Below are 25924 nucleotides of genomic sequence, written 5' to 3'. Positions count from 1 at the left end.
TCCTATAGACCCTCATCAAAACCTTTGCGTCTTTGCGCCTTGGCGTCAACACGAGGCTTCGGTTTACCCCAAGTTATAGGTCAACTCCATCATGAAACCACATCTCTTTGAACCGCTCTCACACGCGCTCCTGCCCACGGTTCTCGGTGTCACCCGTACCAGCCTGTTACGCCTCGGCGTCAGCGAGCATGATCGCACACTGCATGGCATCCCCGTCCACTACTACCACCATCCCGGTACGCCCGGCAGTGATCCGCACATGCCGATCCTGCTCATCCACGGCATCGCCGACAATGCGCTCACCTGGGCCTTCACCATCCACGGCTTAGCCAAGATCGGCCCAGTCTACGCGATAGATCTGCCCGGTTTTGGGCTGAGTGGCTACCCCAAGGGCCGCCGCTACGCCACGCTCCATGAGCATGTCGCGGTCGTCCAAGCGATGATCCGCGAGGTGATCGGGCATCCCACCCTACTCGTCGGCAACTCCCTGGGTGGCTGGATCAGTACGCGCTTGGCCCTCGCCACCCCCGATCTGAGCACCGGCGTCATCATGCTCGATCCGGGCGGCGCGATGCTCGATGGGCACCCCTCGTGGCAACCCTTCATTGATACCGTTGCCGTCCCCGATCTGCGCACCGTGCGCACCATCTTCCGCCAGATGTTCGGCAGCCCGCCACTGATTATGGCGCTCTATCTGGGCCAGCGCGGCTTCCAAACGCTCTTCCTCCGCGATCCGGTAACCCAGTTTGTCGCGTCGGCCAGCGAGGATGACTTCTTTCGGCCCGCAGAGTTGCAGCAACTCCAGATCCCGGTGGGGTTGGTGTGGGGTATGACGGATCAGTTTCTTCCCACTGGCTCGTTCGAGTTCTTCCGCGATCACCTACCCTCGCCCAGCCTGCTCACCCTGCGCGGCTGTGGCCACCTGCCGCAACGCGAACGCCCGCTTCAGGTGGTGCGCTTTGTGCGCCAGTTTGTGGCCGAACGGGTATGCGCATCCAAAGCAGCACGCACATGCAACTGTTCACATGTGGAGTAAACAGAAGCCTTTCATTGACGCCAAGGCGCAAAGGTTGCGATTGGAACCTCTCGTGAGGACTTTGCGCCTTGGCGTCTTTGCGTCAAAACCGGGATGCTCGGAGAAGTGTGAACAATTACACTCACATAACCCGCATCAGGAGATACGATCCCACTGCACGCGGCGGAGTTGGGCGCGGATACGCGCCATCAACTCATCGGTGCGGAAGGGCCGCTGCACGTAGTCATCGGCACCGAGTTCGAGGGTTGTAACGAGGAGCGGATCATTACGCGCTGGCCCCAGCACAATGATCGCGGTACTGGTGCGCTCGCGGAGGCTGCGGAAGTCGGGCAACTCGTTCTTGGAAGGTAGATCAACCAGCAGCAGATCAATATGCGGCCCAACCGTTGCCAGTGTGGACAGAGAGCCAACGCTCGTTTCCACAACATAACCCTGCTCAAGCAGAATCGGTATGAGGTACTCCTCTACCCGATTGCCGAGGCTGGCAACTAAGATCGTGTAGACAAGGGCCATAGCATCTGCCCCTGGGCCTCCGTGGGCCGAATAGTTGATCGCATGCGTTCCAAGATCGTAGCCCTATTGTACACGCAATGATCAAGCCTTTTGGCGTTGCGGGATAACATTTTTTTAACCAACACCATTTCAAGGGGCGGGTGTCACCCCAGGGGTGCTGCTAGGCACCACACAGGCAGCCGGCGTACTCGGTACGACCAGCACCTGATCATAGTCGAGCAGACCCAAAAACTTTTGCAACGCCACTTCCGCCGCCTCGGTAGCACGGATCAGTACGCCATCCTCACAGGCAGCTTGGAGGATGCGTTGTTCCGCCTCCTGGCGCGCCAAAGTCTCCAAGTTGTTATTTTCGGGTGCCAACCAGCCGCGATCTCGGCTATAAACACGGGTCTTGCTATTATCGAGGATGGCACTCAGGATCTGTGCCGGAGGGAGTTGGAGGGTAATCGTGCGCCCATCGGGCGAGATCGTAATGGCATTCTCACTGAGTTGGCTCAGATCAATCCCAGCGATGACCTCGCCATGCGCAATCAGCAGCAACGCATCGCTGGCAACCCAATTGCCAATCCAGGGGATACTACTCTCCTGGCGCACATCAATCACCTGCTCCACCGTATACCTGGTGGTCTCTAGGCGGCTGAGTTGCTGAATGCGCCGCACCACCGCAGTGCCACTCTGGATGACCGGGGTAGGAGTGATGATGATCGTACTGAAGTTGGGCATGCTGGGCAAGAAGCGCGCAATCCCGCCCACCTGATTGAACACCAAGGCCAGAACGAGCAGGGTGGCCAACCCACCGATGATCACATACAGCAACGGGGCCAGACAGCCTCCACCGCCGCCCGACCTGCGTCGCACCGGGGTTGCGCGGCTGAAGGTGCGGGGCACATCGTCGTCCGCGTCGGGCAGATGATCATACGCATAATCCTCGTCAATCTCCTCACCCCGCGCCTTGCGTAGCCGCTGCTGCATCATATTTTCGCGCTGGCGCTGCCCACTTGGTTCCTGGCTCATACTTTTGCTCCAGTATGAATCGCGGCGGCTCCCAAACCTACCAATTCGTAGCTAACATGCTGCCAGCCCACCGCCCGCATCATGGCGGCGAGTTGTTCAGGTGGCGGAAAGTTGCGGGCTGATTGGGGGAGGTAGGTGTAGGCGCTGCGATCACCACCGAGGAGTTGTCCTATCCAGGGTACCACACCTTCAAAATAGATGCGATGCCCAAAACGGAAGATCGGGTTGCGCGGGCGCGCCACTTCGAGGCATGCCAGCATTGCGCCCGGACGCGCCACCCGATACATCTCGGCCAATGCAACATGGATGTCGGTGACGTTGCGCAACATAAACCCGGTAGTGATCGCATCGAAGCTGTTGTCGGGGAAGGGCAGACTGAGCGCATCCGCTCCCACAAATCCGGCGCGCCCCTGCGCCGCAAGATCATCAATCTTGGGCTGGCCAGCCGCCATCATCGCGACGGTGAAATCGGCCCCCACCGCCAAACCATCACGCACCCAGGCCGCCAGTTCAGGCAGAAAATCACCAGTACCGGTACCCACATCGAGCGCGTTACCCCCAACAGGTGGCGCGATCATTGCGACCATCTGACGCCGCCAACCCTGATCCATACCGAAGGTCATCACCCGATTGACACGATCATAGCCGGGGGCGATACGCGCAAACATCCGCTCAACATAAGTTGCCTTTTCGGACAGTTCTGGTAACACGCTCACAGGTAGCTCCTTATCCCACAAACCAGCCCCGCAGTTCAGTTGTTGTGCGCGCCGCACCCAGCGCCACCATCAGTTTGATACGCGCCTTGGGGCCACTGAGGTGCTGCGCAAAGAGTACCCCCAGGCGGCGCAGATCGTGAAAAGCTCCCACATACCCAAACTCATCGCCCAAGCCGCCCGCCGCACACCGGGTGGTCACCAGCACCATGGTGCGCTGGTGCAGCGCCTCGGTGATCAGCGGGAGCCACCAGGGTGGCAGACGCCCCCCGCCGAGCGCCTCGATCACGATTCCAGCCACACCATCTTCAATACTGTGGCGCAGTTGGCGCACGTCGGCACCCTGAGTGACGCGAATCAGATCAACCATCTCTTCTATCCGCTGGCAGGCGATGTGTTGGCGCAGGAACGGGCGTTGCTGCACCACCACCCGTTCGCCCTCAATCCAACCCAGCGGGCCACTACCGGGCGACTCGAAACTCGTCAGCATCTGGCTATGGATCTGCTGCACGGTGGTTGCCGCGTGGAAGGCTTCGCCAAAGAGCGCCATCACCCCCAGATCGTAGGCTTCGGGCGCGGCGGCCAAGCGGATCGCGTTGGCCAGATTGACCACCCCATCATAGCCGGGGCTGGCCGAACTGCGCATCGCCCCCGTCAGTACAACCGGCTTACTCAGGTTGAGGGTCAGATCGAGCAGGTAGGCTGTCTCTTCTAGCGTATCCGGGCCATGAATCACAACCGCCCCATCGAAATCGGGGTTTGCGAGCAGCGTCTCGATCCGCTGGGATAATTCAAGCGCATGGATGGGAGTAACATGGCTGCTGGGCAGGTTGGCAAACTCCTCAAAGACGAGATCAATCCCCTGGCGGGGCAAGAGCGCCAGAAAGTCCTCGCCCTTCAGCGCCGGAGTCGCCCCACCAACAACTGGGCCGCGCCGGGCACCGATAGCACCGCCGGTGGTGATCACAACAATCCGTTTCATGGAATTTCTCTCCGATCACTCCTACCTGCGCCGAGCAACCCAAAAGATGCGCTGACTACGTGGCTCTGGTGGGCTGAGGGTAAAGCTATCATACCGCGCTTCAATCTGCAATCCGGCCCGAAGCATCAGATCCTCAACCAACTCTGGTGGGTAGGCCCGTTCCACATGCACCTCATCGAAACGCTCATACCCTTGGGTGTCATCACCAACAAAACCGGTCAGCACCATGGTAGAGGTAGCATTCCAACGATCAAAGTAACTCTGTTCCACCTGCACAAAGCCGTCCTGCTCGCGTACCGCACACGCGCCCCACTCAAACTCCAAAAAGTGGCGCGTGTTCATATCGCCCACAAACAGGCCACCCGGTACCAACACATCGGCTATCGCCCGAAAGCACTCCAGCAGATCGATCTCGCTGGTCAGGTAGTTCAGGCTATCATAGGTACACGTGGCAAGATCGAAGCTGGCGCTGGGCAGGCTATGCGTGGCGTAACGCATATCCTCAACCACAAAGCCGACACTCCCGTTGAGTTGCACTCCGGCTATTTTGGCTTGAGCCTGACGTATCATCGCGGGTGAGCGATCCAGCCCGATCACATGCCAGCCCTGATCGGCCATCTCTATCGCCAAGGTGCCGGTGCCACATGCCAGATCGAGCATGCGCCGCCCAGCGACCGGGTGGTGGGCCAGGATCTCGGCCAAGTAGGTGGTGACGAGAAGCGCAAACCGTACCTGACCACTAACATCATAGAGCGCCGCGTAGCGATCATAGATCATGTGCGCCTCTCTTCAGACGCAATATCTTGCGTCTCTATTCCCCACGCCGCGCTGGGTAGGCCACGCCAACTGCCGTGGTGGCTTGGCGCGCCGCTGGGGTGCCCGTGTCACCACAGTAGGGGCAGGTGGTCCACGTCAGATCAACCACCCGCGAACAGACCTCGCAGCGACGACGCAGCGCGGTGGTGCAATGCGGGCAGAGAATGAAGTCGGGTTCTATCGGGCGCTGACACTCCGGGCAGACAAACTTGTCTTCGATGTCGTTGCGCAGGTACTCCTCTTCCAACGAACGCTCATACTTCTCGGCCAGAGTTTGGGGAGGACGCAGAATCATGTGCAGGGGAATCCCGGCAAACGGTAGCAGCAAGACCATCCCCACCGCCAAGACTTGCACCGAAACATCCTCGCTGCGTTGGCGAATGTCGCGGTAAGTCCACAACACCGAGGCTGCCCAGAGCAGAATCAGATAGGCTCCGAGCAGAACCCCTAGCACCATCAGCAACGGTATAACATTAGCGAGTAGATTCTGAATAGCTTCCATAGATCTCCACGCTACAAGCGGGTTGACTCAGCCTTCAGCACAAAGACCGTCGCGCCACCCACCTGCACTTCCAAGGGTGCGGGCGGATAGAACTCACCCGATTCCGCAATCGGCGGCATCGGCGAGACATAGCGGGTGCGGGTTGAACAGTGTTCACGCACCGTCTTGATCACGATATTGACTTGCGTATCTTCGACACTGATCAGCAGCGTGACATTCCCCTCACGCAAGAAGCCACCTTGGCTACTCAGCTTCGTAACCCGAAACCCCTGTTCGGTGAGCGCATCAACCAGGCTACCCGCATCCTGGTATTGGACAACCGCAAGGATCAATTTCATTGTGATTCTCCCAGACGAACGACTCGTTTGAGTAGCGGCGCAACTTCCTGGGCAATCTGTTCGGCCAAGTTGGGGATGGGTTGTTCGGCTGGAATAGTCCGCCAGCGCTGCGGCTCTTTTCGGATCAGATCGGCGAACCCCGCCGCCACCCGTTGGTGGTAGGCCAGATCGCGCGCGTCGAGGCGGTTCCACTCCACCGGAGTTGTCAGGGTACTGCCAGGGGTGTTCTGCTCGGCGCGTTCTTTAGCCAGATGCTTACGGCGCAACCCCTCTTCCACCGGCAGATCGAGGTAGAAGGTCAGGTCGGGTTGGAGGCCACCCGTGGCCACCGTGGTGATCGCCTGGAGTTCGTCCAGATCGCGGCCCAACCCGTAGCCCTGGTAAGCGAAGGTCGAGTCGGCATAGCGGTCACACAACACAATCCCGCCCGTACCGAGGTAGGGTCGGATCAGTTCGCTCACCAACTGGGCGCGTGCCGCCGAAAAGAGCAACGTCTCGGTGGTAGGAGCCATCTCGGTATGACGCAGATCCATCACGATACGGCGGATCAGTTCACTGATCCGCGTACCACCCGGCTCGCGGGTGAGAATGACCGGGTAGCCCAAGGCTTGCAACCGCTCGTAGAGCAAACGCGCCTGGGTGCTTTTGCCACTGCCCTCGGAACCCTCAAATGTGATGAAGAGACTCATAGTACTCTCTTATCGGTAGATCTTCACCCGCCGGTTGGGATCATCGCCGCGACTCTCCGAGCGCAGATTGTAGCGGTCGGCCATCTGGTGCTGAAGACGGCGGATGTAGCTGCTGCGCGGAGCCAATTCAACCGCATTGCGCTCACCGCTCATCACCTGGTTGATCGCGCTCTCCAACTCAACCATCGCATCTTCGATCACCTCGGAACCGTTGCTGCGCGGACTCTCGCCATCACCGCGCTCATCGTCATCGGCCAGCCGCAGGTTGAAGACCTGCGCCAACTGGCGCTCCATCTGGGTGATGGTATTGTTGCGCAACACATAGACTGGCACGCCATGTTCTTCGGCCTGCTTGAGCCGCTGGCCACTCTGGCGGTAGTAGTTCTTGAGCGTCATCACCAGCGTGGCGTCCTTCATATCGCGCACAATCACCGCCGGGACGCGCAACCGCTCAATCGCGGTCTCCAGGCGATTGCGGCTGACCCCAAAAGGGAAGATGCGCTGAGTTGGCCCACTCGCGGTTCCACTCGCGGCCCCTCCGCGCTCACGGCGCGAACCAGCGAAGCGTTCGCTGCCACCACTGCCACTCCGATCACCACCGCCACTCCGATCACCACCGCCACCGCCAACACGGGTCGGGCCAATCCGACGCCCCAGCGCAGGTGCATTGATCAACTCGCGCTGCACCGTCTCGACATGCACCACCCCATCGGCATCACGCGAACGTAGCTCGGCGGGTGGGTCCTCGCCGCGCAGGATCGCGTCTACCGCTGCGGCCACGTCATCATAGACAGTGACACTATCCCAACTCTCGATCTCGATCAGAATATCGAAGGTCGGCGGCGCTTTGCGCTCCAACACCGTCTTCTGGGTACCCCGACGGCGCGCCTCTTCGTCACCCAGCGTCACCGCCTGAATACCACCCACCAGATCCGAGAGGGTCGGATTGATCATCAGATTATCGAGCGTATTCCCGTGGGCGGTACCCACCAACTGCACGCCACGTTCAGCAATCGTGCGCGCCGCCATCGCCTCAAGCTCGGTACCGATCTCATCAATCACGATCACCTCAGGCATGTGGTTCTCCACTGCCTCGATCATGACCGCGTGCTGTTCAGCGGGGCGCGGCACCTGCATCCGCCGGGCGCGCCCAATACCGGGGTGGGGAATATCACCATCGCCCGCAATCTCGTTGGAGGTATCCACAATCACCACCCGCTTGCGGAACTCCTCGGCCAAAACGCGCGCCGTCTCGCGCAACAGCGTCGTCTTGCCCGTCCCCGGCTTACCGAGCAACAAGATACTCTTGCCAGTCTCAACCAGATCGCGAATAATCGCCACCGTGCCAAAGATCGCCCGCCCAACGCGGCAGGTGAGGCCAATCACCATGCCACGCCGATTACGGATCGCCGAGATACGGTGCAGAGTACGCGGGATACCAGCGCGATTATCTTCACCAAATGCGCCGATCCGCTCGATCACATAATCAATCTCATCCTGCGTCACCTCGCGGTCACTCAGGAAGCGTTCCTCATTGCGGTAGCGCGCTTCGGGCAAACGCCCCAGATCCATCACAATCTCCAAGAGATCATCGGGATCAGCCACGCCATCCTGAAGAGCAGCCGTAACATGCGGGGGCAGAGCCGCGAGCAGAAGATCTATATTATTGGTCACATCAGCACGCTCGGACATAGATTTATCGATCCTCCCTTGCCGTGGAGATACGCGGTGCCGTCACCCGTGGTTCAAACCCCGGCTCAAACGGAGCAGCGAGGAGTGAGCGGCGCACCGCAACGACCATATTCTTCACCAACAGTGCCTGTTCGCCAATCGGCTGGAAGCCGAGCGACTGACAGGGCAGCAACAGATCTTCCTGGTATTCACGCAGCACCAGATAGATCGGGCGGGTATCGCTCAGTTGCGCCAAACCAAAGCGCACCACATCCACCACCTGTTCGCGCATATCAGGCCGAATGAGCAGACTAAAGACATGCCCAGAGACACCACTAGTGAGGCGCAGATAGGCATGCAGATCATCATCGGGGCCAAGCACCCACGCCACACGGCGTTGCGAGCCAAACTGCTGCGGAATAGGAATCGCCCAGTGGCGCACATTGCGCGCCTCGGCATACTGCACCAAGTGGGGTGTCACCGCCCCATAGAGCTTATGAATCGCCCAAGAATCCCGGCGCGACTGCATGCGCATCGGGGCCAGTGTGGTGCGCTGATCCCAATCGAGGCCAGAGAGGTGCAGCAGGGTCTTGTGGGTATAGGCTTGAAAACCGAGCTGGCGGAAGATCTCACGAACCTCGGTATATTGGCTAGGGGAAGCCGCATAGAGCCGCTGGATGTGGTTATACCCGGCGTGAATACAGAGCTGTTCGAGCAGGCTAAACCAGAGATCATAATCACTCGGCAGGCGTGCGGTGCGCGGGCCAAAAGCACCCAAATAGACAATATCCTGTTCGGGCCGCCCACTGCGCCCACACGCCTGCACAAAAGCCGTCGTCCCCCGTTCGTGCGTCACCAACGTCGTCCGGTCACGCCCATTCCCTGCCAACAGACAACGCAAGGCAAACCAGGTCGGGCGGTGTACCTGAGCCAGGAGTTCATCAGTATAGAGAACCACCTGGTTGCGCGGCTTGCGGCGTAGCCACCAGAGGTCAGCAGGGGTAACAGAGCGGATCATAGTTGTGATTTGTAGATGCGCGATATTCGATTAGAGTGAACGTAACGCCCACGATAATCCAACATCTGCCATGATCTACAACTCCAAAAAGTAGCGATGCACCCGGTCATCGCTCGTTAGTTCGGGGTGGAAGGTGGTAGCCAGCAAGCGGCCTTGCTGGGCGGCGACGATAGCCCCGCTGGGGAGGGTCGCTAATGCAGTGACCGCTGGGCCAATCGTTTCGATCTGTGGTGCGCGAATAAAGACTCCTGGAAGCGGAATCTCGCCCAACACCGGCATCGCCAAGGGCTGCTCAAAACTATCCAACTGCGAGCCATAGGCATTGCGGCGTACCGCCATATCCATGAGTTCAAGCACAGGCTGACCGCCCTGCTTCGCATCAAGGATGGTACGAGCCAGCAGAATCGCCCCTGCACACGTCCCCCAGATAGCCAGATCATGACCAGCGCGGGCGCGGATCGGCTCCACCAGATCATAGAGCGCCAAGAGGCGACCAATGGTGGTACTCTCGCCTCCCGGAATGATCAAGCGGTTCACCTCAGCCAGATGCTTGGGCAGCCGCACCTCAACCGGACGCACCCCTAAGCGCAGAAGAACCGCGCTATGTTCCTGAATATCGCCCTGAAGGGCCAAAATACCAACACTCATACGTCTTTGTTATTGTCGCTGGGTGTTGCGGAGCGATAGCCCCCAACACCCAACGGCATCCTCTACCAGCCACGCTTGGCCATCAACTGCTCCGCCGGGATCTGATCAATATTGATGCCGACCATCGGCTCACCCAAGCCTCGGCTCACCTTGGCGATGATCTCCGGATCATTGTAGTGGGTCGTGGCCTCAACAATCGCACGGGCGCGGCGCGCAGGGTCGCCACTCTTGAAGATGCCCGACCCGACAAAGACACCCTCGACACCCAACTGCATCATCAGCGCGGCATCGGCGGGGGTCGCGATACCACCCGCAGCAAAGTTGACGACGGGCAGTTTACCCAACTCAGCCACCTGCTTGACCAGTTCATAAGGCGCTTGGAGGTTCTTCGCGGCGGTGAAGAGCTCATCCTCGTCCATGCTCTGAAGGCGGCGGATGTCACCCTGCACGGTGCGGAAGTGGCGCACCGCCTCAACCACATTGCCGGTTCCAGCTTCACCCTTCGTGCGCAACATCGCGGCACCCTCGGCGATACGGCGCAGCGCCTCGCCCAGATTACGGCAACCACACACAAAGGGAATCTTAAACTTATGCTTATTGATGTGGTGCTCCTCATCGGCGGGAGTCAGCACCTCACTCTCATCAATATAGTCAATCCCCAGCGCCTCGATCACCTGTGCCTCAACAAAGTGACCAATACGCGCCTTCGCCATCACCGGAATGGTTACTGCGGCCTTAATCGCCGAGATCAGCTCCGGGTCACTCATTCGCGCCACGCCGCCCTGGGCACGAATATCCGCCGGGACCCGCTCTAGCGCCATGACCGCCACAGCGCCCGCTTCCTCGGCAATCCGCGCCTGCTCCGGGGTGACCACATCCATGATCACGCCACCCTTGAGCATCTGCGCTAGGCCTACCTTCGTTGTCCAGGTAGACGTTTCCATGCTATACACCTCGCCCTTAGGTTCTAAAACCACCAATTAGAAAGGATACACGATCATTTTACCATAGGGTAAGGGCAAAGCCCATGGGGCGTAGCCCCAAACCCCCATGTTGGTGTATGTTTGGCGGCTACGCCACCAAACATACACCAAATAAAGATCTTCGGGGGCGGCTGTGCCGCCCCCGAACCTCCACCCAAGGTGGATGTTGCCCATGCTCCATCGCTACCCTTATGGTATTATGTATTGTCTTTCGCCATGATTCAGGAGGGGGTAGGGTGCGTAGCTGGAAGTTTTGGATCGGCCTCTTCATCAGTATCTTTTTTCTCAGCATCGCGCTGCGCGGCCTCGATCTGAGTAACTTCTGGGAGACCCTGCGCCATGCCAACTATTGGTGGTTACTACCGGGGGTTGGCATCTATACCGTGGTGGTCTGGGTGCGCACATGGCGCTGGCGCTCGATGCTGGCGCATATCCAACTCATCCCCACACGACGGCTCTTCCCGGTAGTGGTGATCGGCTATATGGGGAATAACGTCTATCCGGCGCGGGCCGGTGAGGTATTGCGCAGCTACGTGCTACGCCGCAAAGAGGGCATCCCGATGAGTGCCTCGCTGGCAACCGTGGTGCTGGAGCGGCTCTTCGATGGCTTGGTGATGCTGCTCTTTGTCTTTGCAACGCTGCCCTTCGCTCCGCTTCCACCCGCCTACCGCTGGATGGTGATTGGCTTTAGCATTCTCTTTGCGGTGGCATTGGCCGCCTTTATGCTCTTAGCGGCCCAACCGGAACGCATGAGTCGCCTCTATACGTGGGCAGTTGATACCTTCCTGCCTGCCAAGCTCCGTCCGCGTGTGCATGGCATCTTCGACCGCTTCATCATCGGGTTGCAGTCACTGCGTAGCCCCCGCGAACTGCTGATCATCTTTCTCACCTCAACCCTGATCTGGCTGGGCGAGACACTCAAATACTGGTTTGTGATGCATGCCTTCCCCTTCGAGGTCTCCTTCCCAGTCCTCATGCTGATGACGGCGGTGGTCAACCTCTTTACCACCATCCCCTCCTCACCGGGCTATGTCGGCACCTTCGATGCCCCCGGTATTGCGGTTCTGACACAGTTTGGAGTACCCCAGGCTATCGCCACGGGCTACACCCTGGTGCTGCATGTCGCGCTCTGGCTGCCGATCACCCTGCTTGGTGCCGCGTATATGCTCCACGAAAGCGTGGGCTGGCGCGATATGGCGCGTGCCGCCGCGATGAAGGAACATCCCACTGAACTTGCCGAGCCTGAAGCCGAACGCGACGATGTTGCCGCAGGAGTCTCCTCGTGAAGATAGCAATTGTTGGCGCTGGAATTACGGGTCTCACCGCCGCCTACGATCTGGCCCAGTGCGGCCACCAAGTGCGGGTGATTGAATCGGATGCGGTGGCGGGAGGTTTGGCGGCGGGGTTCCGCGATCCACGCTGGGAGTGGCCGCTGGAGCGCTTCTACCACCACATCTTTCAGACCGATGCGGCAATCATCAAGCTGACCGAGGAGATTGGCTTTAGCCACCAGCTCTTCTTCCGTAGCGCGGTAACAGCGCAGTGGTGGGAAGGGCGGCCCCACGCCCTGGATGGAGTGTTGCCGGTGTTGCGCTTCCCCGGCATCCCCTTTCCCGACCGGGTACGCTTTGGGGCAGCCATCGCCTACCTCAAGTATGTCACCAATAACTGGCGCAGCCTGGAACGTACCACCGCCGCGCAGTGGACGCAGCGTTGGATGGGCAACCCGGCCTACACGACCCTCATCCGACCCTTGTTGGAGGGCAAATTCGGCCCGCATGCCGATCAGGTCAATATGGCCTGGCTCTGGTCGCGCTTCAAGGCGCGCAGCTTCAAGTTGGGCTACTACGAAGGTGGCTTCCAGGGATTTGTGGATGCACTCCAGCGAGCGGTGGAGGCACGCGGCGTTCAGGTAGACCTCAAGACCCCGGCGAGTGCCGCACGCCAGCGCGAGGATGGACGCTGGGAACTGATCACGCCGGGAAAGCCTGCCGAGGTGTATGATCGCCTGTTGATGACCGGATCACCGCAACTGCTCAGCCAACTCGTACCGCAACTACCCGCCAGCTACCTGGGCCAACTCAAGCAACTCCGCTCGATGGGCGCGGTGGTACTCACCCTCGCGCTGCGCAAAAAACTGCTCGACAAGGTCTATTGGCTGATGCCCCCCAAGAGCGACTTCCCCTTCCTGGCGCTCGTGGAGCACACCAACTTCATTGATGCCAGCCACTATGGCGGCGACCACCTCGTCTACTGTGGCGACTACCTCGATCCCGATCACGAGTTCTTCCGGCTCAGCGAGGATGAACTGCTCCAGCGCTTCCTACCCTACCTCAAGCGCATCAACCCAGCCTTTGAGCCGAGTTGGGTACGTACCCACTGGCTGCACCGCGAAGCCTACGCCCAACCGATTGCGCCGATCAACCAGAGCCACAACATCCCGCCCTTCGCCACACCCCTGAACGGACTCTACTGGGCCAGCATGAGCCAAGTCTACCCCTGGGATCGCGGCACCAACTTCGCGGTGGATTTAGGGCGGCGCGTCGCGGCGGAGATGGGGTAAAGTAACTGTTCACACTTCTCCTAGCTTCCAGTTTTTGACGCAAAGACGCAGAGGCGCAAAGCCTGCAACAAAACCTTTGCGTCCTTGCGCCTTTGCGTCAATACGAGATTTCTTTTACCCCAAGTGTGAATAGTTACGGGGTAAATCCCGTTTGACCACCGCGTATCCGGCTGGTATAATGATGTTTCGGTACCAATTGGTTGTTCCGACAGCCACCTGTCGCCTTGCCAGGAAGATCAGGGCAGCAGCACCTCAGCCGACGCAACGGTAAATCCACATCATTCGTTCACACCTCTACCCATGCGAGGCATCAGTGCTGTATTTATGATGACAAAGGAGTCGTGCTATTAGAGATCGGTTTCGCATCAACAACCGCATTCGCGCGCGTGAGGTTCGCCTGATCGACGAGAATGGGACACAGGTCGGTATCGTCTCGGTACGCGAAGCTGTTGGCCTCGCAGAAGAGCGTGGCCTGGATCTTGTTGAAGTGGCGCCCAACGCTGTGCCACCTGTCTGCCGTCTGCTCGACTATGGCAAGTTCCGCTACGAGCAGAGCAAGAAGGAACGCGAGGCTCGCAAGAATCAGAAGCAGGCCGAGCTGAAGCAGATCCGTCTGATGCCCAAGACCGACGATCACGATCTTGAGGTCAAGGCCAATCAGGCACGTCGCTTCCTCCTTACCGGAGACAAGGTGAAGTTCAATGTGCGCTTCCGTGGGCGTGAAATGGCGCACCCGGATATCGGTCGCAAGATGCTTGAGCAGATTGCTGAGCAGTTGCGCGATATTTCGGTGATCGAACAGAAGCCGCTCATGGAGGGCCGCGTGCTCTCGCTGCTGCTTGCGCCAACCGCGAAGGTGCTCAAGGCCGCCCAGTTGGCACAAAAGGCCCATTCGCAGCCAGCGAAGCCAGCGAAGTCCGCTGCGGCGAGTGTGGCAACCCCAAGCGACACGCCGCTTGATGAGGACGAGGAGCTTGACGACGACGAGCTTGATGACGAGGAATTCGACGACGACGAGCTTGATGATGAAGAGCTTGACGATGAGGAATTCGACGACGATGAGCTTGATGACGACGAGCTTGATGACGAGAAGAAGTAGTACCCTACAGGAACTTCCATGCCTAAGATGAAGACCCACAAGGGGGCCAAGCGCCGCTTTAAGATCACGGCGACTGGTAAGGTGATGCAGCAGCAGGGTATTCGCGGCAACAAGCGCCGCCGCCCCAAGCGTGCCCAGCGCAAGTATGGTAAAGATCAGCCGATGTCGCTGACCAGCAGTAGCCACCTTGAGAAGGCATTGCCCTACGGTTTGAAGTAGGTTGTATCGCGTCGGATAAACAGAGAGTGGACGACCCGGCGCTTGCCGTGGTCTACCTTATGCGCTCAGGCGTAGCTCAGGGTTCGGTTTGCCACCCCCTGGCCTGCCTATTCTTTTGGAGGATCGTCTACTATGGCTCGTGTTAAGCGTGGCATGATGGCGCGCAAGCGTCACAGCAAGCTACTTGATCAGGCGAAGGGCTTCCGTGGAAGCCGCTCACGCCACTATCGCGTCGCCCACGAGGCGGTGTTGCACGCCCTCGCCTATGCCTACCGTGACCGACGCAACCGCAAGCGCGATTTTCGTCGGCTCTGGATTCAGCGTATCAATGCGGCGGCACGCCTCAATGGTACCACCTACAGCCGCTTGATCAGTGGGCTGAAGAATGCCGGAATCAACCTGGATCGCAAGATCCTGGCTGATATTGCGGTGCGCGATGCGAAGGCGTTTAGCGAGATTGTTGCGGCGGCGACGCCTAAGGCGTAAGTGTTGCAGCGCATTGGGGCAACGCCCCAAACCCCATTTTGGTTGCTCTGTGGCGGCTTCGCCGCCACAGAGCAACCAAAAAAGATCTTCGGGGGCGACTTGTCGCCCCCAAACCCCCACCATGGTGATGCGTGATCACGAGTACCCACAATGCCCACGTCAAATACCTGCGCTCGCTCTGCGCCGATCCGCGTGATCGCCGCCGTGAGCGCAGTTTTGTGATCGAAGGCGTGCGCCTCGTGGCCCACGCCCTCGCGACGAGTGCGGATCTGCGGGTGGTGCTCTACAACCCCGATTCTTTACGCGCTACCCCGGCAGGTTCGGCACTCCTCGACCAACTCCTCAGCCGCCCCGGCTGCTTCGCGGCCAATGCGGTGGCGATCAATGCCGCCACTGATACCCGCAATCCGCAGGGGGTGGTCGCGGCAGTGACGTGGCCTAACCTAGTTCCCCAACCCGGCCTGCGCCTCGTGCTGGATGGCCTCCAAGACCCCGGCAACCTGGGGACGCTGCTCCGTTCCGCTGAGGCATCGGGGGTTGGGTTGGTGCTGTGTGCGCCCGGCTGCGCCGATCCGTTTGCCCCCAAGGTGATGCGGGCGGCTATGGGTGCCCACTTCAGTTTGCCCATGCGCCACGACCTGAGTTGGGATGAGATCGGGGCTGAGGTGGCCGATCTGCCGGTAGTCTATGCGGCGGCGGCGGATGCAGCCATGCCCTACGACCAAGCCGATTGGAACCAGCCAGCGGCACTGATCATCGGCTCCGAGGCGCACGGGTTGAGCGCAGCCGGGATGACGCTGGCCACCCAGTATTTGGCGATCCCCATGCAGGGGCGAGCCGAGTCGCTCAATGCGGCGGTGGCGGGGAGTATTATGCTCTTCGAGGCGTTGCGCCAACGGGGTGGGAGGTAGTCACCTCCGGTGGGAGTCCGGGGGCGGTTACGCGTCTTCTTGCGCCCTGGTTGTTGACCGCAGAGGACGCAGAGGAACGCAGAGGAAGAACCAGAGGTCATAACCACAGGTAGCGCGAAACCCATCCCTCTGCGTACCTCTGTGTCCTCTGCGGTTGATAGCGTAGCCCCAAAGATTTTACCCATACCCTGGGGTGATCGCGTATAATGGCGGCGGCCCGCGAAACATCGCTTGCATGGAACCATATCTTATGATGACACCAACTGATGAGTTGAGTACCCTTGAAGCCCAGGCCGGGGTTGATCTGGCGAGTGTGGCCGATCTGGCTGGTCTGGCCGAGTGGAAGAGCCGCTATACCGGCAAGTCGGGGGCGCTGACGCGGGCGCTGCGCAGTATGGGGAGTGTTCCCGCCGAGCAGCGCCCGGAGCATGGCCGCCGCCTCAATGCGCTGCGCGAACGCCTAGAGGCTGCCTTTGACGAGGCAGAAGCGCGGCTCAAAGCGGCAGCGCAGGCCGCCGAACTAGCCGCCGATCAGATTGATGTGACCATGCCCGGCCACGCGCCGGCGCTCGGTCATCTGCATCTGACCACCCAAGTCTTACGTCAAGTTGAGCAAATCTTCGCCGAGATGGGCTTCCAGGTGTGGGAGAGTCCAGAGGTGGAGTTTGATGACCTCAACTTCAGCCAACTGAACTTCCCTAGCGACCACCCAGCGCGGGATATGCAGGACACCTTCTATGTCGAGATGCCGCCAGAGGCTCCCGATGTGTTGCTGCGCACCCACACCTCGCCCGGCCAGATGCACGCCATGCGTCGCTACGCGCCCGAACCGTTGCGCGTGCTGCTGCCCGGCAAGGTCTACCGCAACGAGCAGATTACGGCGCGCAGCGAGATGATGTTCCACCAGTTCGAGTTCCTTGCGGTGGGGCACCACATCACCATGGCCGATCTGCGTGGCACGCTGAGCTTCTTCGCCGAGCGGATGTATGGCCCCGGCACCAAGGTGCGCCTGCGCCCCAGCTACTTTCCCTTCACCGAGCCGAGTGCCGAGATGGATGTGAGTTGCTTCCTCTGCGCAGGCAAGGGCTGCCGCATCTGCAAGCACACCGGCTGGCTAGAGATTGGGGGCTGTGGGATGGTGCATCCCAATGTGCTAACCAATGGCGGCTACAACCCGGACATCTTCAGCGGCTTTGCGGGTGGCTTCGGCCCGGAGCGGATTGCGATGCTCAAGTATGGGATTGACGACATCCGCAACTTCTACTCCGGCGATGTGCGTTTTGTGCAGCAGTTTGGTTGATGCGCGAGGAGCATGTGCGCTTCGCCACGTCTGGCCCGATTGCGGGCCTGTTGCTCATCTTCATTGCCCTCGCGTGGATCTATAACCTGAGCATCCCGCTGGGCGAGGGGCCGGACGAACCCGGCCACCTCGCCTATGGACTCTTCCTCGTCCGCGAACACCGACTCCCCGTGCAGCGCGCCACCCAGGCCGAGAGCGATGTCCCCGGCGAGGGCCACCAACCACCCCTGGCGTACCTACTCACCACCCCGGCGTTGATGTGGCTACCAGCAGAGCAGCAGCACCTCGCGCTACGCGCCAACCCCGATTTCATCTGGGCAGGCGGGAATCAGGCGGCGGCGTTCGTGCATGTTCCCCAGACCACATGGCCGGAACAGGCATGGGCGTGGCGGCTGGCGCGGCTGGCCTCAACCCTCGCAGGCGCGTGTACCGTCCTCTGCACCTACCTCGCGACACGCCAGATCTGGCCGGGGGAGCGCAGCACGCCGCTGCTGGCAGCGGCATGTGTGGCCTTCAACCCGCAGTTTCTCTTCATCGCGGCGCTGGTGAGTAACGATGCGCTCCTGGCCGCGCTGAGTGCGGCGGTGTTGTGGATCTGTCTGCGGGTAGTGCGGGCTGCCGAACCTAGCCGCGTAACCGCGTTTCTTCTGCTGGGTCTGCTCTTTGGCCTCGCGCTGCTCACCAAACAGAGCGCCCTGCTACTCGGCCCGCTGCTGCTCTGGGCTACGTGGCGCAATGCTAGCTTCCAGATGTTGACGCCAAGACGCCAAGGCGCAAAGCCTGCAACAAAACCTTTGCGTCTTGGCGCCTTGGCGTCAATGAGAAGCGTTCTTTACGCCAAGTGTGAACAGTTACACTGGTGGCGCATGGTGCGCAATAGCATCGCGTGGGCTGGAACGGCGCTGCTGGTGGCGGGCGGATGGTACTGGCGTAACCAGCAACTCTACGGCGACCCCTTTGCGGCGGCGCTCTTCCGCAGCCATTTTGCGAGTCAACCCTTCGCCTGGGGCGACCCGGCCGCGTGGTCGGGGGGCTTGAGCCAACTGGTTGGCTCCTTCTGGGCACGTTTTGGCTGGATGAATATCCACCCGCCCGACTGGGCGCTCTGGTTTTACTGGGGCGTCATGGGCCTGGGGCTACTCGGCTGGCTGCTCCCCAGCCGCAAACCGGCCTCGCGGCTGTGGGCTGGCCCGCGCATCCTCTTGGGGATGAGCGCGGTCTGGGTGCTCAGTTTCGTGGCCACCACGGGCTTGGTGGCGTGGCAAGGGCGGCTGCTCTTCCCCGCGCTGGCGGCGGTGGGCATCGGGCTGGCCGGGGGCATGGCGCGAACCCGTGTGGCCTGGGGGGTGGTGGCGATCATGCTGGGCATAGCGATCTCTATGCCCTATATGGTGATTGGGGTGGGGTATTAGGTGTACTCATCCTGTACCGCTAAAAAACGCTGCACGGCTCAGTATACCGCTCCGCATCGGGGCGCGGCGCAACCTCATGGCGGAGGTGGCACATCGCCGAGTGCCCCGATCATCCCGTAGGGGCGATGCGTCGCCCCTACGCTTCCCATAAGAATCTGCTTGACTTTGTAACCACCCCGTGCCATTATAGGACTTGTAGCATATAGTACAAGTCCTATAATGGCACGGGGTGGTTTATGTCGCTTGAGCACGCTATTCTTGGTTTTTTAAATGCTCACCCTTATTCGGGGTATAACTTGAAGAAGATCTTTGACGCCTCGGTGCGCCATTTTTGGCCCGCCGACCAAAGCCAGATCTATCGCACACTTACTCGGATGAATGAAAAAGGGTGGGTCGAAATCGAAGTTGTCCGACAAGAATCGCGCCCGGATCGTAAGGAATACTCTATTACACCCATGGGGCGTGATGAATTGCGCAGATGGTTGCTTTCACCGTTGCCGCCTGAAGATAATCGTAGCGCCGATATGATTCAGGTTTTCTTCGCTGGGCAGTTTTCAAATAATGAAGTGTTGGCTATGTTTGAGCGCGTGGCCGCCCAGATGCGGACCGGTCTTGAGCGTTACGCTCAAATTCCACGCGAGATCGAAGCCTATGACGAATATACCACCTCTCCGCGTGAGTTTTTCTTTGGGATGTTGACCCTCGATATTGGTATCCATAGCCTCAAATCAAACCTCGCGTTTGTTGAGAATCTCATTGAACGTATTCGTCATGGGGAAATCCCTGAGAACTAACACGGAGTTCAACATGTTGCGTCAATTACCCACACGCCAACGTATCCGCAAGGGAATAGTCATTATCGCATTCCTCTCCTTCCCACTTACGATGAACTTTCTCTCACCCTACGTTATTATTGACGGAGCGATGAATGGCATTGTCAACGGCAGCCTGATACTCTTTGGCTTGATGTTCCTGGCATCGCTCTTTTTGGGGCGTGCATGGTGCGGCTGGGTCTGCCCCGGTGCGGGGATGGAGGAGATCGTTGAGCCAATCAATAGGAGTGCTGTTAACCGCCGTAAACTCGATTGGATCAAATGGCTGATCTGGATTCCGTGGATCAGTCTGATCGTCTTCCTTGTCTTTCAATCAGGGGGCTACCACGCCGTCAACATGCTTCACTTGACAGTAGATGGTATCTCCGTTTCAGGTTCACCGGATCGTCCGATCATTTTTGCTTATCTTATCTACTATATCGTGATCGGTCTTTTTATTGGTCTGGCCATCATCGTTGGGCGGCGTGCTGCTTGTCATACTATCTGCTGGATGGCTCCCTTCATGATGATTGGGCGTTGGATCCGTAACCGTTTTGGTTGGCCATCGCTACGGCTTGTTGCTAACGCTTCGGCGTGTACCGATTGTAAGATCTGTACGCGACTCTGCCCGATGAGCCTTGATGTTCATACGATGGTGCTGGCGGAACAGATGGAACATAGCGAATGTATCCTGTGCGGCACCTGCGTCGATCACTGCGGAAAGGATGCAATTCGCTTTTCATTCAGTTCTCAGAACGTAGGTAAGCACGCTCTTCATACAGGAGATCAATGATGCCAGAGAAGAAATACGCTCCCTTTCAAGTCCTGATGCACAAAATCGGCTCTTCAACGCCAGGAGCATGGCTCTATGCGCGCACCTTGCATATTTCTGACGGTATCGTCTTACGCTTGTCGGGCGGTCGGATGACCATGACGAGTTTGCTATCGGGGTTGCCCGTTGTTATCGTGACCACCACGGGGGCGAAGAGTGGATTAGCGCGCACCGTTCCGCTCCTCTGTATCCGTGACGAAGATAATCCGGCCAATTTCGCGATCATTGCGACCAATTGGGGGCAGAAACGCTACCCGGCATGGTATTTCAACTTGAAGGCTAACCCACAGGCGACATGTTCGATAGCCGGAAAGGTGGCGACGTATCTAGCCCATGAAGCTGCCGATGAGGAGTATACGCGGTTTTGGGACTATGCCGTACATACGTATAGAGGCTATCCGCTCTATAAGCAACGGATTCATGGGCGAAAAATCCCCATTATGGTTATGACGATGGTTGATCAAAGAAGCTAGATGTTCAGACCGTATCCGTCGTCGCTCTGGGTACCGTACCACCCTTTGCGCCCCAGCACGGCAGGACGCAACGCGCACTCGGCGACGGCGTTTGGTTGGCTCGATGCCATCCACCTCCACGAACGTCGAGAGCGCATCCCACAGGCAAATCAGTTCGCCACACATGCTGCTGAAAGGACGCGATTCGCTTTTCATTCCGTTAACGAACGTGCTAGAATAGACCATAGATACAAAAGGTTGCTACACCAGTACATTTGCTAGGGGTGACAATGACTGTAACACTTTCCGATGAAACCCGACTCAAGGCACTTCTTAAAGAAGCCTTGGTTGAAGTACTTGAACAACGGCGGGAGTGGTTCTCAATGCTATTGGCCGAAGCGCTCGAAGATAGCGCATTCGTGCAGGCAATTAAAGAAGGGGAAGCGACCGAAATCGTCGGTCGGGATGAAATCTTTGCACTCTTAGGAGCTAAGCGGTGAAGCTCATCTTCCGTCGAAGTTTTGCGAAAGATCTGAAGAAGATCCGCAAGAACACGCTGCGCCAAGAGGTTCAAACGGTGCTAGAACAGATCGAACAAAGTACCTCCTTGCACGACATCCCAAATCTCAAACATTTGACGAATGAAGGTCCATATTATCGTATTCGCATCGGTGATTATCGGCTCGGTCTGTTGGTCGAAGATGAGACCATAACCATCGTGCGATTCCTCCATCGTCGTGATATCTATCGTTACTTTCCATAAACAAGGTAACTCTTCACACTTGGGGTAAAAGACGATGCTGGGTACGCGGACGAGACGCCCGTGTACCTAGGAGAAGTGTGAATAGTTACGAAACAAAACCCCGCTCCTCAAGTGCCGCCAGAAAACGCTGGTATGGTGCGCTATAACGCTCCGCATCGGGGCGCGGCGCAACCTCATGGCGGAGGTGGCACATCGCCTGGGTGGCCGCGCTCAACCCTGGGTAGGCCAGCGCCGCCGCCGCGATGATCGCGGCCCCAAAGGCGGCCTCGACCTCCGCCGGGACAAGGAGCGTGCGCCCCAGGATGTCGGCGCGGATCTGCAACCAGACCGGGCTGCGCGCCCCGCCTCCGGCAGTTCGGATTGGCCCGACCACCGCGTAACCGAGCTGTCTGAAGGTGGCATACGCCAGCCGCTCCAGATAGGCTACGCCCTCTAGGATGGCGGTGTACTCGGCAATAGGATCGTCGGCGTTGGCCCCGCTCAGAAAGCCGCGTGCCTGGGGATTCACAAAGGGGAAGCGTTCGCCCTGGCCCTGGAGTGGGTAGCAGATGGCGCTGCCGGGGCTACGCACGAGTGCCTGGGCATCCAGCGCGGCCAGATCGGCCTTGGGGAAACGCGCCACCAAGGCGGCTCCGCCAGTGCTGCTGGCCGCCCCCGGCAACCAATGGCCCTCTGGGTGGCGGTGGGCATACACCCGCCCCTGCGGGTCGTGCGGCAGATCGGCGCTCACGCCCTTAAAGACGAGTGTGGTGCCGAGGACACTCAACCACTGGCCGGGTTGCACCGCGCCACCCGCGATCTGGGCCGCGCAACCATCGCTCATGCCCGCCACCACCAGCGCACTGCGCGGCAGCCCGGTGCTGAGGGCAGCCACCGGGGTGATCGGGCCAATCGGGGTGCCGGGGGCAACCACATGCGGCAACTTGGCCAGCGGCAGATCGAGGTCGGCCAGTAGATCACGCGGCCAATCCAGGTTGAGCAGGTCATAGCCGCTCTTGAGCGCGTGGCTCCAATCACTGGTGCCATAGTCGCCACACAGCCCGCCCACGATCACGTCGGCGGCGTGGGCCACATAGCGCGCTGCCGATAACTCGGCGCGGGCATGGCGCTGGAGCCAGAGCAGTTTGGGTAGGCCAAAGGAAGCATCGAAGCGGTAGCCAAGGCGCTCGCGCAACTCCACCGCGCACTGGTTCAGTTCGTTGGCCTCGGCTACTGCGCGCTGGTCGCGGTACATGATCGCCGGGCCAAGTGGCTGGCCCTGGGCATCGAGCAGACAGAGCGTGCCGGAGGTCGCCGTGACTGCCAGGGCCGCAATATGTTCCGCCTGCGCCCCCAATGTTTGCGTCACCTGACGCAGACAGCTACACGCCGCCGTCCACCACTCGGTCGGATTCTGTTCGACCCGCCCATCCGGGTGGGTGTGGGTACTCAGCGGGGCGCTGGCGCGCGCCACAACCGCCCCGGCCACATCGGCGACCATGACCCGTACTCCCTGGGTGCCGACATCTATCCCGGCGAAGAGCATGGCTACCTCCTGCATGTTCTGTAACTGTTCACACTTCTCCTAGCCTCGTAACTGTTCACACTTCTCCTAGCTTCCAGTTTTTGACGCAAAGACGCAGAGGCGCAAAGCCTGCAACAAAACCTTTGCGTCCTTGCGCCTTTGCGTCAATACGAGATTTCTTTTACCCCAAGTGTGAATAGTTACCTAGCCTCCAGGTTTTGACGCCAAGACGCAAAGGCGAAAAGCCTGCAACAACCCTTTGCGTCAAAACGAGGTTTCTTTTACCCCAAGTGTGAATAGTTACCATGTTCTATGTTTTTGACGCCAAGGCACAAAGGTTTTGTAAGCCATGGTTCGTCGTCACGTGGCGACGAACCATGGCTTACCCTAAAAAATCTGCGTAATCTGCGTAATCTGCGGACACTCTACCGCCCCAAGCGCTCCAACAACGTACAATAGGCCGCCTGCCCCTTGCGGAAGCTACTCAGACGCAAGAACTCATCCGGTGAGTGGATGTTCTCATCATCCAAACCGAAGGCAAAGCTGGCGGTATAGGCTCCCAGGTGGCGCTGGAAGAGGCTGCACACCGGGATGGAGCCACCAGTACGCACATAGAAGGGTTCCACTCCGTAGATCTCGCGCAGCACCTCACACACTACCGCATTGCCCGGCTCATCTTCGGGAACCAGGTAGGGGTAGGCGCGGAAGGCCAGCGGCTTCACACTAACCGTCACGCCCGGTATGACCTGGCGGCTGATATGATCCATAAGCAGATCAACGATCTGGGTCGGATTCTGATCGGCCACCAGGCGGCAGGTGATCTTAGCGTGGGCCTCGCTGGGCAGCACCGTCTTGACCCCCTCGCCCTGAAAACCGCCCCAGATACCATTCACCTCCAGCGTTGGGCGTGCCCAGATCCACTCACGCGGGGTATACCCGGCCTCACCAAAGAAGCCCGGTACCTCTAGGCTGGTCTTCTCGGCTGCTGCATCGAAGGGCACCTGGGCAATGCGCTCTCGATCCTGGGCACTGAGCGGACGCACCTGATCATAGAACCCCGGCACGGTGACACGGCCATCGGCAGCGTGCAACCCGGCAATGATCGTCGCCAGGGCGTGGATGGGGTTCTGCACCATACCGCCATACATCCCCGAATGCAGATCGGCCTTGGCCGCCTTGACATCAATCTGTACCCCGCAGCCGCCGCGCAAGCCGACCAACACCAAGGGCTGATCCTCAGCCCACTGGCCGCCATCGGAACTCAGCACCATATCGCAGGCCAGCAGATCGGTATGTTTGGGGACGAAATCCCCCAACTGCGGACTGCCAATCTCCTCCTGGCCTTCAAAGAAGAACTTCAGATTGACCGGCAATGCCCCCTGGCTCTTCAGCAGCGCCTCGACCGCCAAGATCGGCACGAGCATATTACCCTTATCGTCACTGGCCCCGCGTGCATAGACGCGCTCCGCACGCACCTCCGGCGCAAAGGGCGGGCTCGTCCAGAGATCATACGGGTCTGCCGGTTGCACATCAAAGTGGCCATAGATCATCACCGTAGGCTTACCGGGGGCGTGGAGCCAATCGGCGTAGACCACCGGGTGGCCGCCGGTGGCGAGGATCTGCACATGCTCCATACCCGCCGCCGTCACCCGTGCCGCCACCCACTCGGCGGCACGCTGCACATCGGCGGCATGCTCGGAGAGCGCCGAGATACTGGGGATACGCAAGAAGTCGAGCAATTCTTCTAGAAAACGGGGCTGATTCTGCTCAAGATAGGTATTCCAAGTTCCCATAACTGATGTGACTCCTGTACAATAGAAAGATCACGGATGTGACCACAGTATACAGGAGCATGGCTATGTCTGACCTTCAAGAGCTGAGCGGAAACCCCGATCAGCCGCAAACTGCCGATCTGGTACGGCAGACAGCGGTGATTGCGGCGCTCGCCACGACCATCACGATTAACACACTGGCCAACACACTGCCGCTGAACAACCAGAGCACTGCCGAGATCTCGGCACGCTACCCGCTCAAGATCACCCCTCCGGGCTATGTCTTTAGCATCTGGGCGCTGATCTATAGTGGGCTGGTCGGCTATGGTGTCTACCAAGCCCTCCCTGGCCAGCGCACCAACCCACGTCTGCGCAAGATCGGATGGCTCTTTGTACTGAGCTGTATGGCCAATGTCACCTGGATCTACCTCTGGCACTACAACCGCCAGCGCCTGAGCGTGGGCGCGATCATCGGCATGTTGCTGGCCCTGATCGGCATCAATCGGCATCTGGGCAAGCCGCTCCAGGGTACATGGGGCGAGAAGCTGATGGTACGCATGCCCTTCAGCATCTACCTGGGCTGGATCAGCATCGCCACTCTGGTCAACATCTCGGTGGTGTTGTACGACATTGGCTGGGACAGCCTGGGCCTCGATCCTGATGTCTGGACGACCGGGCTGATCGGGACGGGCACGGCCCTCGGCGCGGGCATGGGTGCGCTGCGTGGCGACGCCACCTACCCGCTGGTGATGGCGTGGGCCTTCAACGGCATCGCCCAGAAACAGGCCGATAGTGCGCTCATTTCGGGTGCGGCACGTGCCGGTACGCTGACCTCGATCCTCAGCGCAATTGTCGGGATCTGGCGAGGTCGCTAGG

Annotated in this window: 29 protein-coding genes; 15 read left to right on the top strand and 14 right to left on the bottom strand. The window is 59.5% G+C overall.

Going from position 1 to position 25924, the window contains the following annotated elements:
- The first annotated feature begins 91 nt into the window (after nt 1–91).
- On the top strand, nt 92–1036 hold the full coding sequence (locus tag EKD03_RS05285; RefSeq protein WP_129628326.1) for an alpha/beta fold hydrolase: 945 nt from the start codon (nt 92–94) through the stop codon (nt 1034–1036).
- Nucleotides 1037–1171: 135 nt separating this feature from the next.
- On the opposite strand, the gene EKD03_RS05280 is transcribed toward EKD03_RS05285, so the two are convergent.
- The 12 genes from EKD03_RS05280 to pdxS all read right to left on the bottom strand — a co-directional run bounded on the left by EKD03_RS05280 (nt 1172) and on the right by pdxS (nt 10884).
- A complete protein-coding gene (locus EKD03_RS05280) occupies nt 1172–1549 on the bottom strand; it encodes a response regulator (RefSeq protein WP_129628324.1) in 378 nt (125 codons plus the stop codon).
- Nucleotides 1550–1678: 129 nt separating this feature from the next.
- Entirely contained in the window at nt 1679–2563 is an 885-nt protein-coding gene (locus EKD03_RS05275; protein ID WP_129628322.1) for a DUF4230 domain-containing protein, read from the bottom strand.
- Complete coding sequence (ubiE, locus tag EKD03_RS05270) at nt 2560–3279, bottom strand: bifunctional demethylmenaquinone methyltransferase/2-methoxy-6-polyprenyl-1,4-benzoquinol methylase UbiE (protein WP_129628320.1); 720 nt, start codon at nt 3277–3279, stop codon at nt 2560–2562. Before ubiE ends, EKD03_RS05275 begins: the two co-directional genes overlap by 4 nt.
- A 10-nt stretch (nt 3280–3289) precedes the next feature.
- Complete coding sequence (locus EKD03_RS05265) at nt 3290–4258, bottom strand: asparaginase (protein WP_129628318.1); 969 nt, start codon at nt 4256–4258, stop codon at nt 3290–3292.
- A 21-nt stretch (nt 4259–4279) separates the two neighbouring features.
- Nucleotides 4280–5035, bottom strand: a complete 756-nt coding sequence (locus EKD03_RS05260; protein WP_129628316.1) for a class I SAM-dependent DNA methyltransferase — start codon at nt 5033–5035, stop codon at nt 4280–4282.
- A 34-nt stretch (nt 5036–5069) separates the two neighbouring features.
- On the bottom strand, nt 5070–5576 hold the full coding sequence (locus EKD03_RS05255) for a zinc ribbon domain-containing protein (protein WP_129628314.1): 507 nt from the start codon (nt 5574–5576) through the stop codon (nt 5070–5072).
- 11 nt (nt 5577–5587) lie between these two features.
- Nucleotides 5588–5914, bottom strand: a complete 327-nt coding sequence (locus tag EKD03_RS05250; RefSeq protein ID WP_129628312.1) for a cyclic-di-AMP receptor — start codon at nt 5912–5914, stop codon at nt 5588–5590.
- Nucleotides 5911–6603 (bottom strand): dTMP kinase, encoded by a 693-nt coding sequence (tmk, locus tag EKD03_RS05245; RefSeq protein ID WP_129628310.1) that lies wholly within the window; start codon nt 6601–6603, stop codon nt 5911–5913. The genes EKD03_RS05250 and tmk overlap by 4 nt, the downstream gene beginning before the upstream one ends.
- 9 nt (nt 6604–6612) lie before the next feature.
- A complete protein-coding gene (locus EKD03_RS05240; protein WP_129628308.1) occupies nt 6613–8295 on the bottom strand; it encodes a R3H domain-containing nucleic acid-binding protein in 1683 nt (560 codons plus the stop codon).
- Between the two features lie 4 nt (nt 8296–8299).
- Nucleotides 8300–9292, bottom strand: coding sequence for a hypothetical protein (locus EKD03_RS05235; RefSeq protein WP_129628306.1), 993 nt, complete (start codon nt 9290–9292; stop codon nt 8300–8302).
- 75 nt (nt 9293–9367) lie between these two features.
- The gene (gene pdxT / locus EKD03_RS05230) at nt 9368–9940 is read right to left on the bottom strand and encodes a pyridoxal 5'-phosphate synthase glutaminase subunit PdxT (protein WP_129628304.1); all 573 of its coding nucleotides are present in this window, start codon (nt 9938–9940) and stop codon (nt 9368–9370) included.
- Between the two features lie 62 nt (nt 9941–10002).
- On the bottom strand, nt 10003–10884 hold the full coding sequence (gene pdxS, locus EKD03_RS05225) for a pyridoxal 5'-phosphate synthase lyase subunit PdxS (RefSeq protein WP_129628302.1): 882 nt from the start codon (nt 10882–10884) through the stop codon (nt 10003–10005).
- Between the two features lie 275 nt (nt 10885–11159).
- On the opposite strand from pdxS, the gene EKD03_RS05220 reads away from it, so the two are divergent.
- The 13 genes from EKD03_RS05220 (at nt 11160) to EKD03_RS05160 (ending at nt 21772) form a co-directional block, all read left to right on the top strand.
- Nucleotides 11160–12209 (top strand): lysylphosphatidylglycerol synthase transmembrane domain-containing protein, encoded by a 1050-nt coding sequence (locus EKD03_RS05220; RefSeq protein WP_129628300.1) that lies wholly within the window; start codon nt 11160–11162, stop codon nt 12207–12209.
- The gene (locus EKD03_RS05215) at nt 12206–13486 is read left to right on the top strand and encodes an NAD(P)/FAD-dependent oxidoreductase (RefSeq protein WP_129628298.1); all 1281 of its coding nucleotides are present in this window, start codon (nt 12206–12208) and stop codon (nt 13484–13486) included. The genes EKD03_RS05220 and EKD03_RS05215 overlap by 4 nt, the downstream gene beginning before the upstream one ends.
- A gap of 346 nt (nt 13487–13832) precedes the next feature.
- Nucleotides 13833–14585, top strand: coding sequence for a translation initiation factor IF-3 (gene infC, locus EKD03_RS18985; RefSeq protein WP_129628296.1), 753 nt, complete (start codon nt 13833–13835; stop codon nt 14583–14585).
- Nucleotides 14586–14603: 18 nt separating this feature from the next.
- The gene (locus EKD03_RS05205) at nt 14604–14804 is read left to right on the top strand and encodes a large ribosomal subunit protein bL35 (protein WP_129628294.1); all 201 of its coding nucleotides are present in this window, start codon (nt 14604–14606) and stop codon (nt 14802–14804) included.
- Nucleotides 14805–14936: 132 nt separating this feature from the next.
- Entirely contained in the window at nt 14937–15290 is a 354-nt protein-coding gene (gene rplT, locus EKD03_RS05200) for a 50S ribosomal protein L20 (protein WP_129628292.1), read from the top strand.
- A 131-nt stretch (nt 15291–15421) separates the two neighbouring features.
- Nucleotides 15422–16201, top strand: coding sequence for a TrmH family RNA methyltransferase (locus EKD03_RS05195; protein ID WP_129628290.1), 780 nt, complete (start codon nt 15422–15424; stop codon nt 16199–16201).
- A 253-nt stretch (nt 16202–16454) separates the two neighbouring features.
- Nucleotides 16455–17501 (top strand): phenylalanine--tRNA ligase subunit alpha, encoded by a 1047-nt coding sequence (pheS, locus tag EKD03_RS05190; RefSeq protein WP_174842816.1) that lies wholly within the window; start codon nt 16455–16457, stop codon nt 17499–17501.
- The gene (locus tag EKD03_RS05185) at nt 17501–18913 is read left to right on the top strand and encodes a glycosyltransferase family 39 protein (RefSeq protein WP_129628286.1); all 1413 of its coding nucleotides are present in this window, start codon (nt 17501–17503) and stop codon (nt 18911–18913) included. Before pheS ends, EKD03_RS05185 begins: the two co-directional genes overlap by 1 nt.
- Before the next feature lie 236 nt (nt 18914–19149).
- Nucleotides 19150–19707 (top strand): PadR family transcriptional regulator, encoded by a 558-nt coding sequence (locus EKD03_RS05180; protein ID WP_129628284.1) that lies wholly within the window; start codon nt 19150–19152, stop codon nt 19705–19707.
- A gap of 13 nt (nt 19708–19720) precedes the next feature.
- A complete protein-coding gene (locus EKD03_RS05175; protein WP_129628282.1) occupies nt 19721–20518 on the top strand; it encodes a 4Fe-4S binding protein in 798 nt (265 codons plus the stop codon).
- Entirely contained in the window at nt 20515–21030 is a 516-nt protein-coding gene (locus EKD03_RS05170; protein WP_129628280.1) for a nitroreductase/quinone reductase family protein, read from the top strand. The genes EKD03_RS05175 and EKD03_RS05170 overlap by 4 nt, the downstream gene beginning before the upstream one ends.
- Before the next feature lie 269 nt (nt 21031–21299).
- Complete coding sequence (locus tag EKD03_RS05165) at nt 21300–21509, top strand: hypothetical protein (protein ID WP_129628278.1); 210 nt, start codon at nt 21300–21302, stop codon at nt 21507–21509.
- A complete protein-coding gene (locus EKD03_RS05160; RefSeq protein ID WP_129628276.1) occupies nt 21506–21772 on the top strand; it encodes a type II toxin-antitoxin system RelE family toxin in 267 nt (88 codons plus the stop codon). Before EKD03_RS05165 ends, EKD03_RS05160 begins: the two co-directional genes overlap by 4 nt.
- Nucleotides 21773–21857: 85 nt before the next feature.
- Here EKD03_RS05160 and EKD03_RS05155 read toward each other — a convergent pair whose 3' ends face one another.
- On the bottom strand, nt 21858–23312 hold the full coding sequence (locus tag EKD03_RS05155) for an FGGY-family carbohydrate kinase (protein WP_129628274.1): 1455 nt from the start codon (nt 23310–23312) through the stop codon (nt 21858–21860).
- 389 nt (nt 23313–23701) lie between these two features.
- Nucleotides 23702–25069 carry a dipeptidase gene (locus tag EKD03_RS05150; protein ID WP_129628272.1) on the bottom strand — a complete coding sequence of 456 codons (1368 nt, stop codon included), beginning with the start codon at nt 25067–25069 and terminating at the stop codon, nt 23702–23704.
- Between the two features lie 65 nt (nt 25070–25134).
- On the opposite strand from EKD03_RS05150, the gene EKD03_RS05145 reads away from it, so the two are divergent.
- A complete protein-coding gene (locus tag EKD03_RS05145) occupies nt 25135–25923 on the top strand; it encodes a TspO/MBR family protein (protein WP_161569183.1) in 789 nt (262 codons plus the stop codon).
- The last annotated feature ends 1 nt before the right edge of the window (nt 25924 follow it).

The organism is Candidatus Oscillochloris fontis (assembly GCF_004138135.1).
Classification (GTDB): Bacteria; Chloroflexota; Chloroflexia; order Chloroflexales; family Chloroflexaceae; genus Oscillochloris; species Oscillochloris fontis.
This window is presented reverse-complemented; position numbering and strand designations above follow the sequence as displayed.

Bases quoted from the DNA above. Each gene is read 5' to 3' on its own strand.
- EKD03_RS05285 (WP_129628326.1), top strand. From the start codon at position 92: ATGAAACCACATCTCTTTGAACCGCTCTCACACGCGCTCCTGCCCACG.
- EKD03_RS05280 (WP_129628324.1), bottom strand. From the start codon at position 1,549: ATGGCCCTTGTCTACACGATCTTAGTTGCCAGCCTCGGCAATCGGGTA.
- EKD03_RS05275 (WP_129628322.1), bottom strand. From the start codon at position 2,563: ATGAGCCAGGAACCAAGTGGGCAGCGCCAGCGCGAAAATATGATGCAG.
- EKD03_RS05265 (WP_129628318.1), bottom strand. From the start codon at position 4,258: ATGAAACGGATTGTTGTGATCACCACCGGCGGTGCTATCGGTGCCCGG.
- EKD03_RS05260 (WP_129628316.1), bottom strand. From the start codon at position 5,035: ATGATCTATGATCGCTACGCGGCGCTCTATGATGTTAGTGGTCAGGTA.
- EKD03_RS05255 (WP_129628314.1), bottom strand. From the start codon at position 5,576: ATGGAAGCTATTCAGAATCTACTCGCTAATGTTATACCGTTGCTGATG.
- EKD03_RS05250 (WP_129628312.1), bottom strand. From the start codon at position 5,914: ATGAAATTGATCCTTGCGGTTGTCCAATACCAGGATGCGGGTAGCCTG.
- tmk (WP_129628310.1), bottom strand. From the start codon at position 6,603: ATGAGTCTCTTCATCACATTTGAGGGTTCCGAGGGCAGTGGCAAAAGC.
- EKD03_RS05240 (WP_129628308.1), bottom strand. From the start codon at position 8,295: ATGTCCGAGCGTGCTGATGTGACCAATAATATAGATCTTCTGCTCGCG.
- EKD03_RS05235 (WP_129628306.1), bottom strand. From the start codon at position 9,292: ATGATCCGCTCTGTTACCCCTGCTGACCTCTGGTGGCTACGCCGCAAG.
- pdxT (WP_129628304.1), bottom strand. From the start codon at position 9,940: ATGAGTGTTGGTATTTTGGCCCTTCAGGGCGATATTCAGGAACATAGC.
- pdxS (WP_129628302.1), bottom strand. From the start codon at position 10,884: ATGGAAACGTCTACCTGGACAACGAAGGTAGGCCTAGCGCAGATGCTC.
- EKD03_RS05205 (WP_129628294.1), top strand. From the start codon at position 14,604: ATGCCTAAGATGAAGACCCACAAGGGGGCCAAGCGCCGCTTTAAGATC.
- rplT (WP_129628292.1), top strand. From the start codon at position 14,937: ATGGCTCGTGTTAAGCGTGGCATGATGGCGCGCAAGCGTCACAGCAAG.
- pheS (WP_174842816.1), top strand. From the start codon at position 16,455: ATGACACCAACTGATGAGTTGAGTACCCTTGAAGCCCAGGCCGGGGTT.
- EKD03_RS05185 (WP_129628286.1), top strand. From the start codon at position 17,501: ATGCGCGAGGAGCATGTGCGCTTCGCCACGTCTGGCCCGATTGCGGGC.
- EKD03_RS05180 (WP_129628284.1), top strand. From the start codon at position 19,150: ATGTCGCTTGAGCACGCTATTCTTGGTTTTTTAAATGCTCACCCTTAT.
- EKD03_RS05175 (WP_129628282.1), top strand. From the start codon at position 19,721: ATGTTGCGTCAATTACCCACACGCCAACGTATCCGCAAGGGAATAGTC.
- EKD03_RS05170 (WP_129628280.1), top strand. From the start codon at position 20,515: ATGATGCCAGAGAAGAAATACGCTCCCTTTCAAGTCCTGATGCACAAA.
- EKD03_RS05165 (WP_129628278.1), top strand. From the start codon at position 21,300: ATGACTGTAACACTTTCCGATGAAACCCGACTCAAGGCACTTCTTAAA.
- EKD03_RS05155 (WP_129628274.1), bottom strand. From the start codon at position 23,312: ATGCAGGAGGTAGCCATGCTCTTCGCCGGGATAGATGTCGGCACCCAG.
- EKD03_RS05150 (WP_129628272.1), bottom strand. From the start codon at position 25,069: ATGGGAACTTGGAATACCTATCTTGAGCAGAATCAGCCCCGTTTTCTA.
- EKD03_RS05145 (WP_161569183.1), top strand. From the start codon at position 25,135: ATGTCTGACCTTCAAGAGCTGAGCGGAAACCCCGATCAGCCGCAAACT.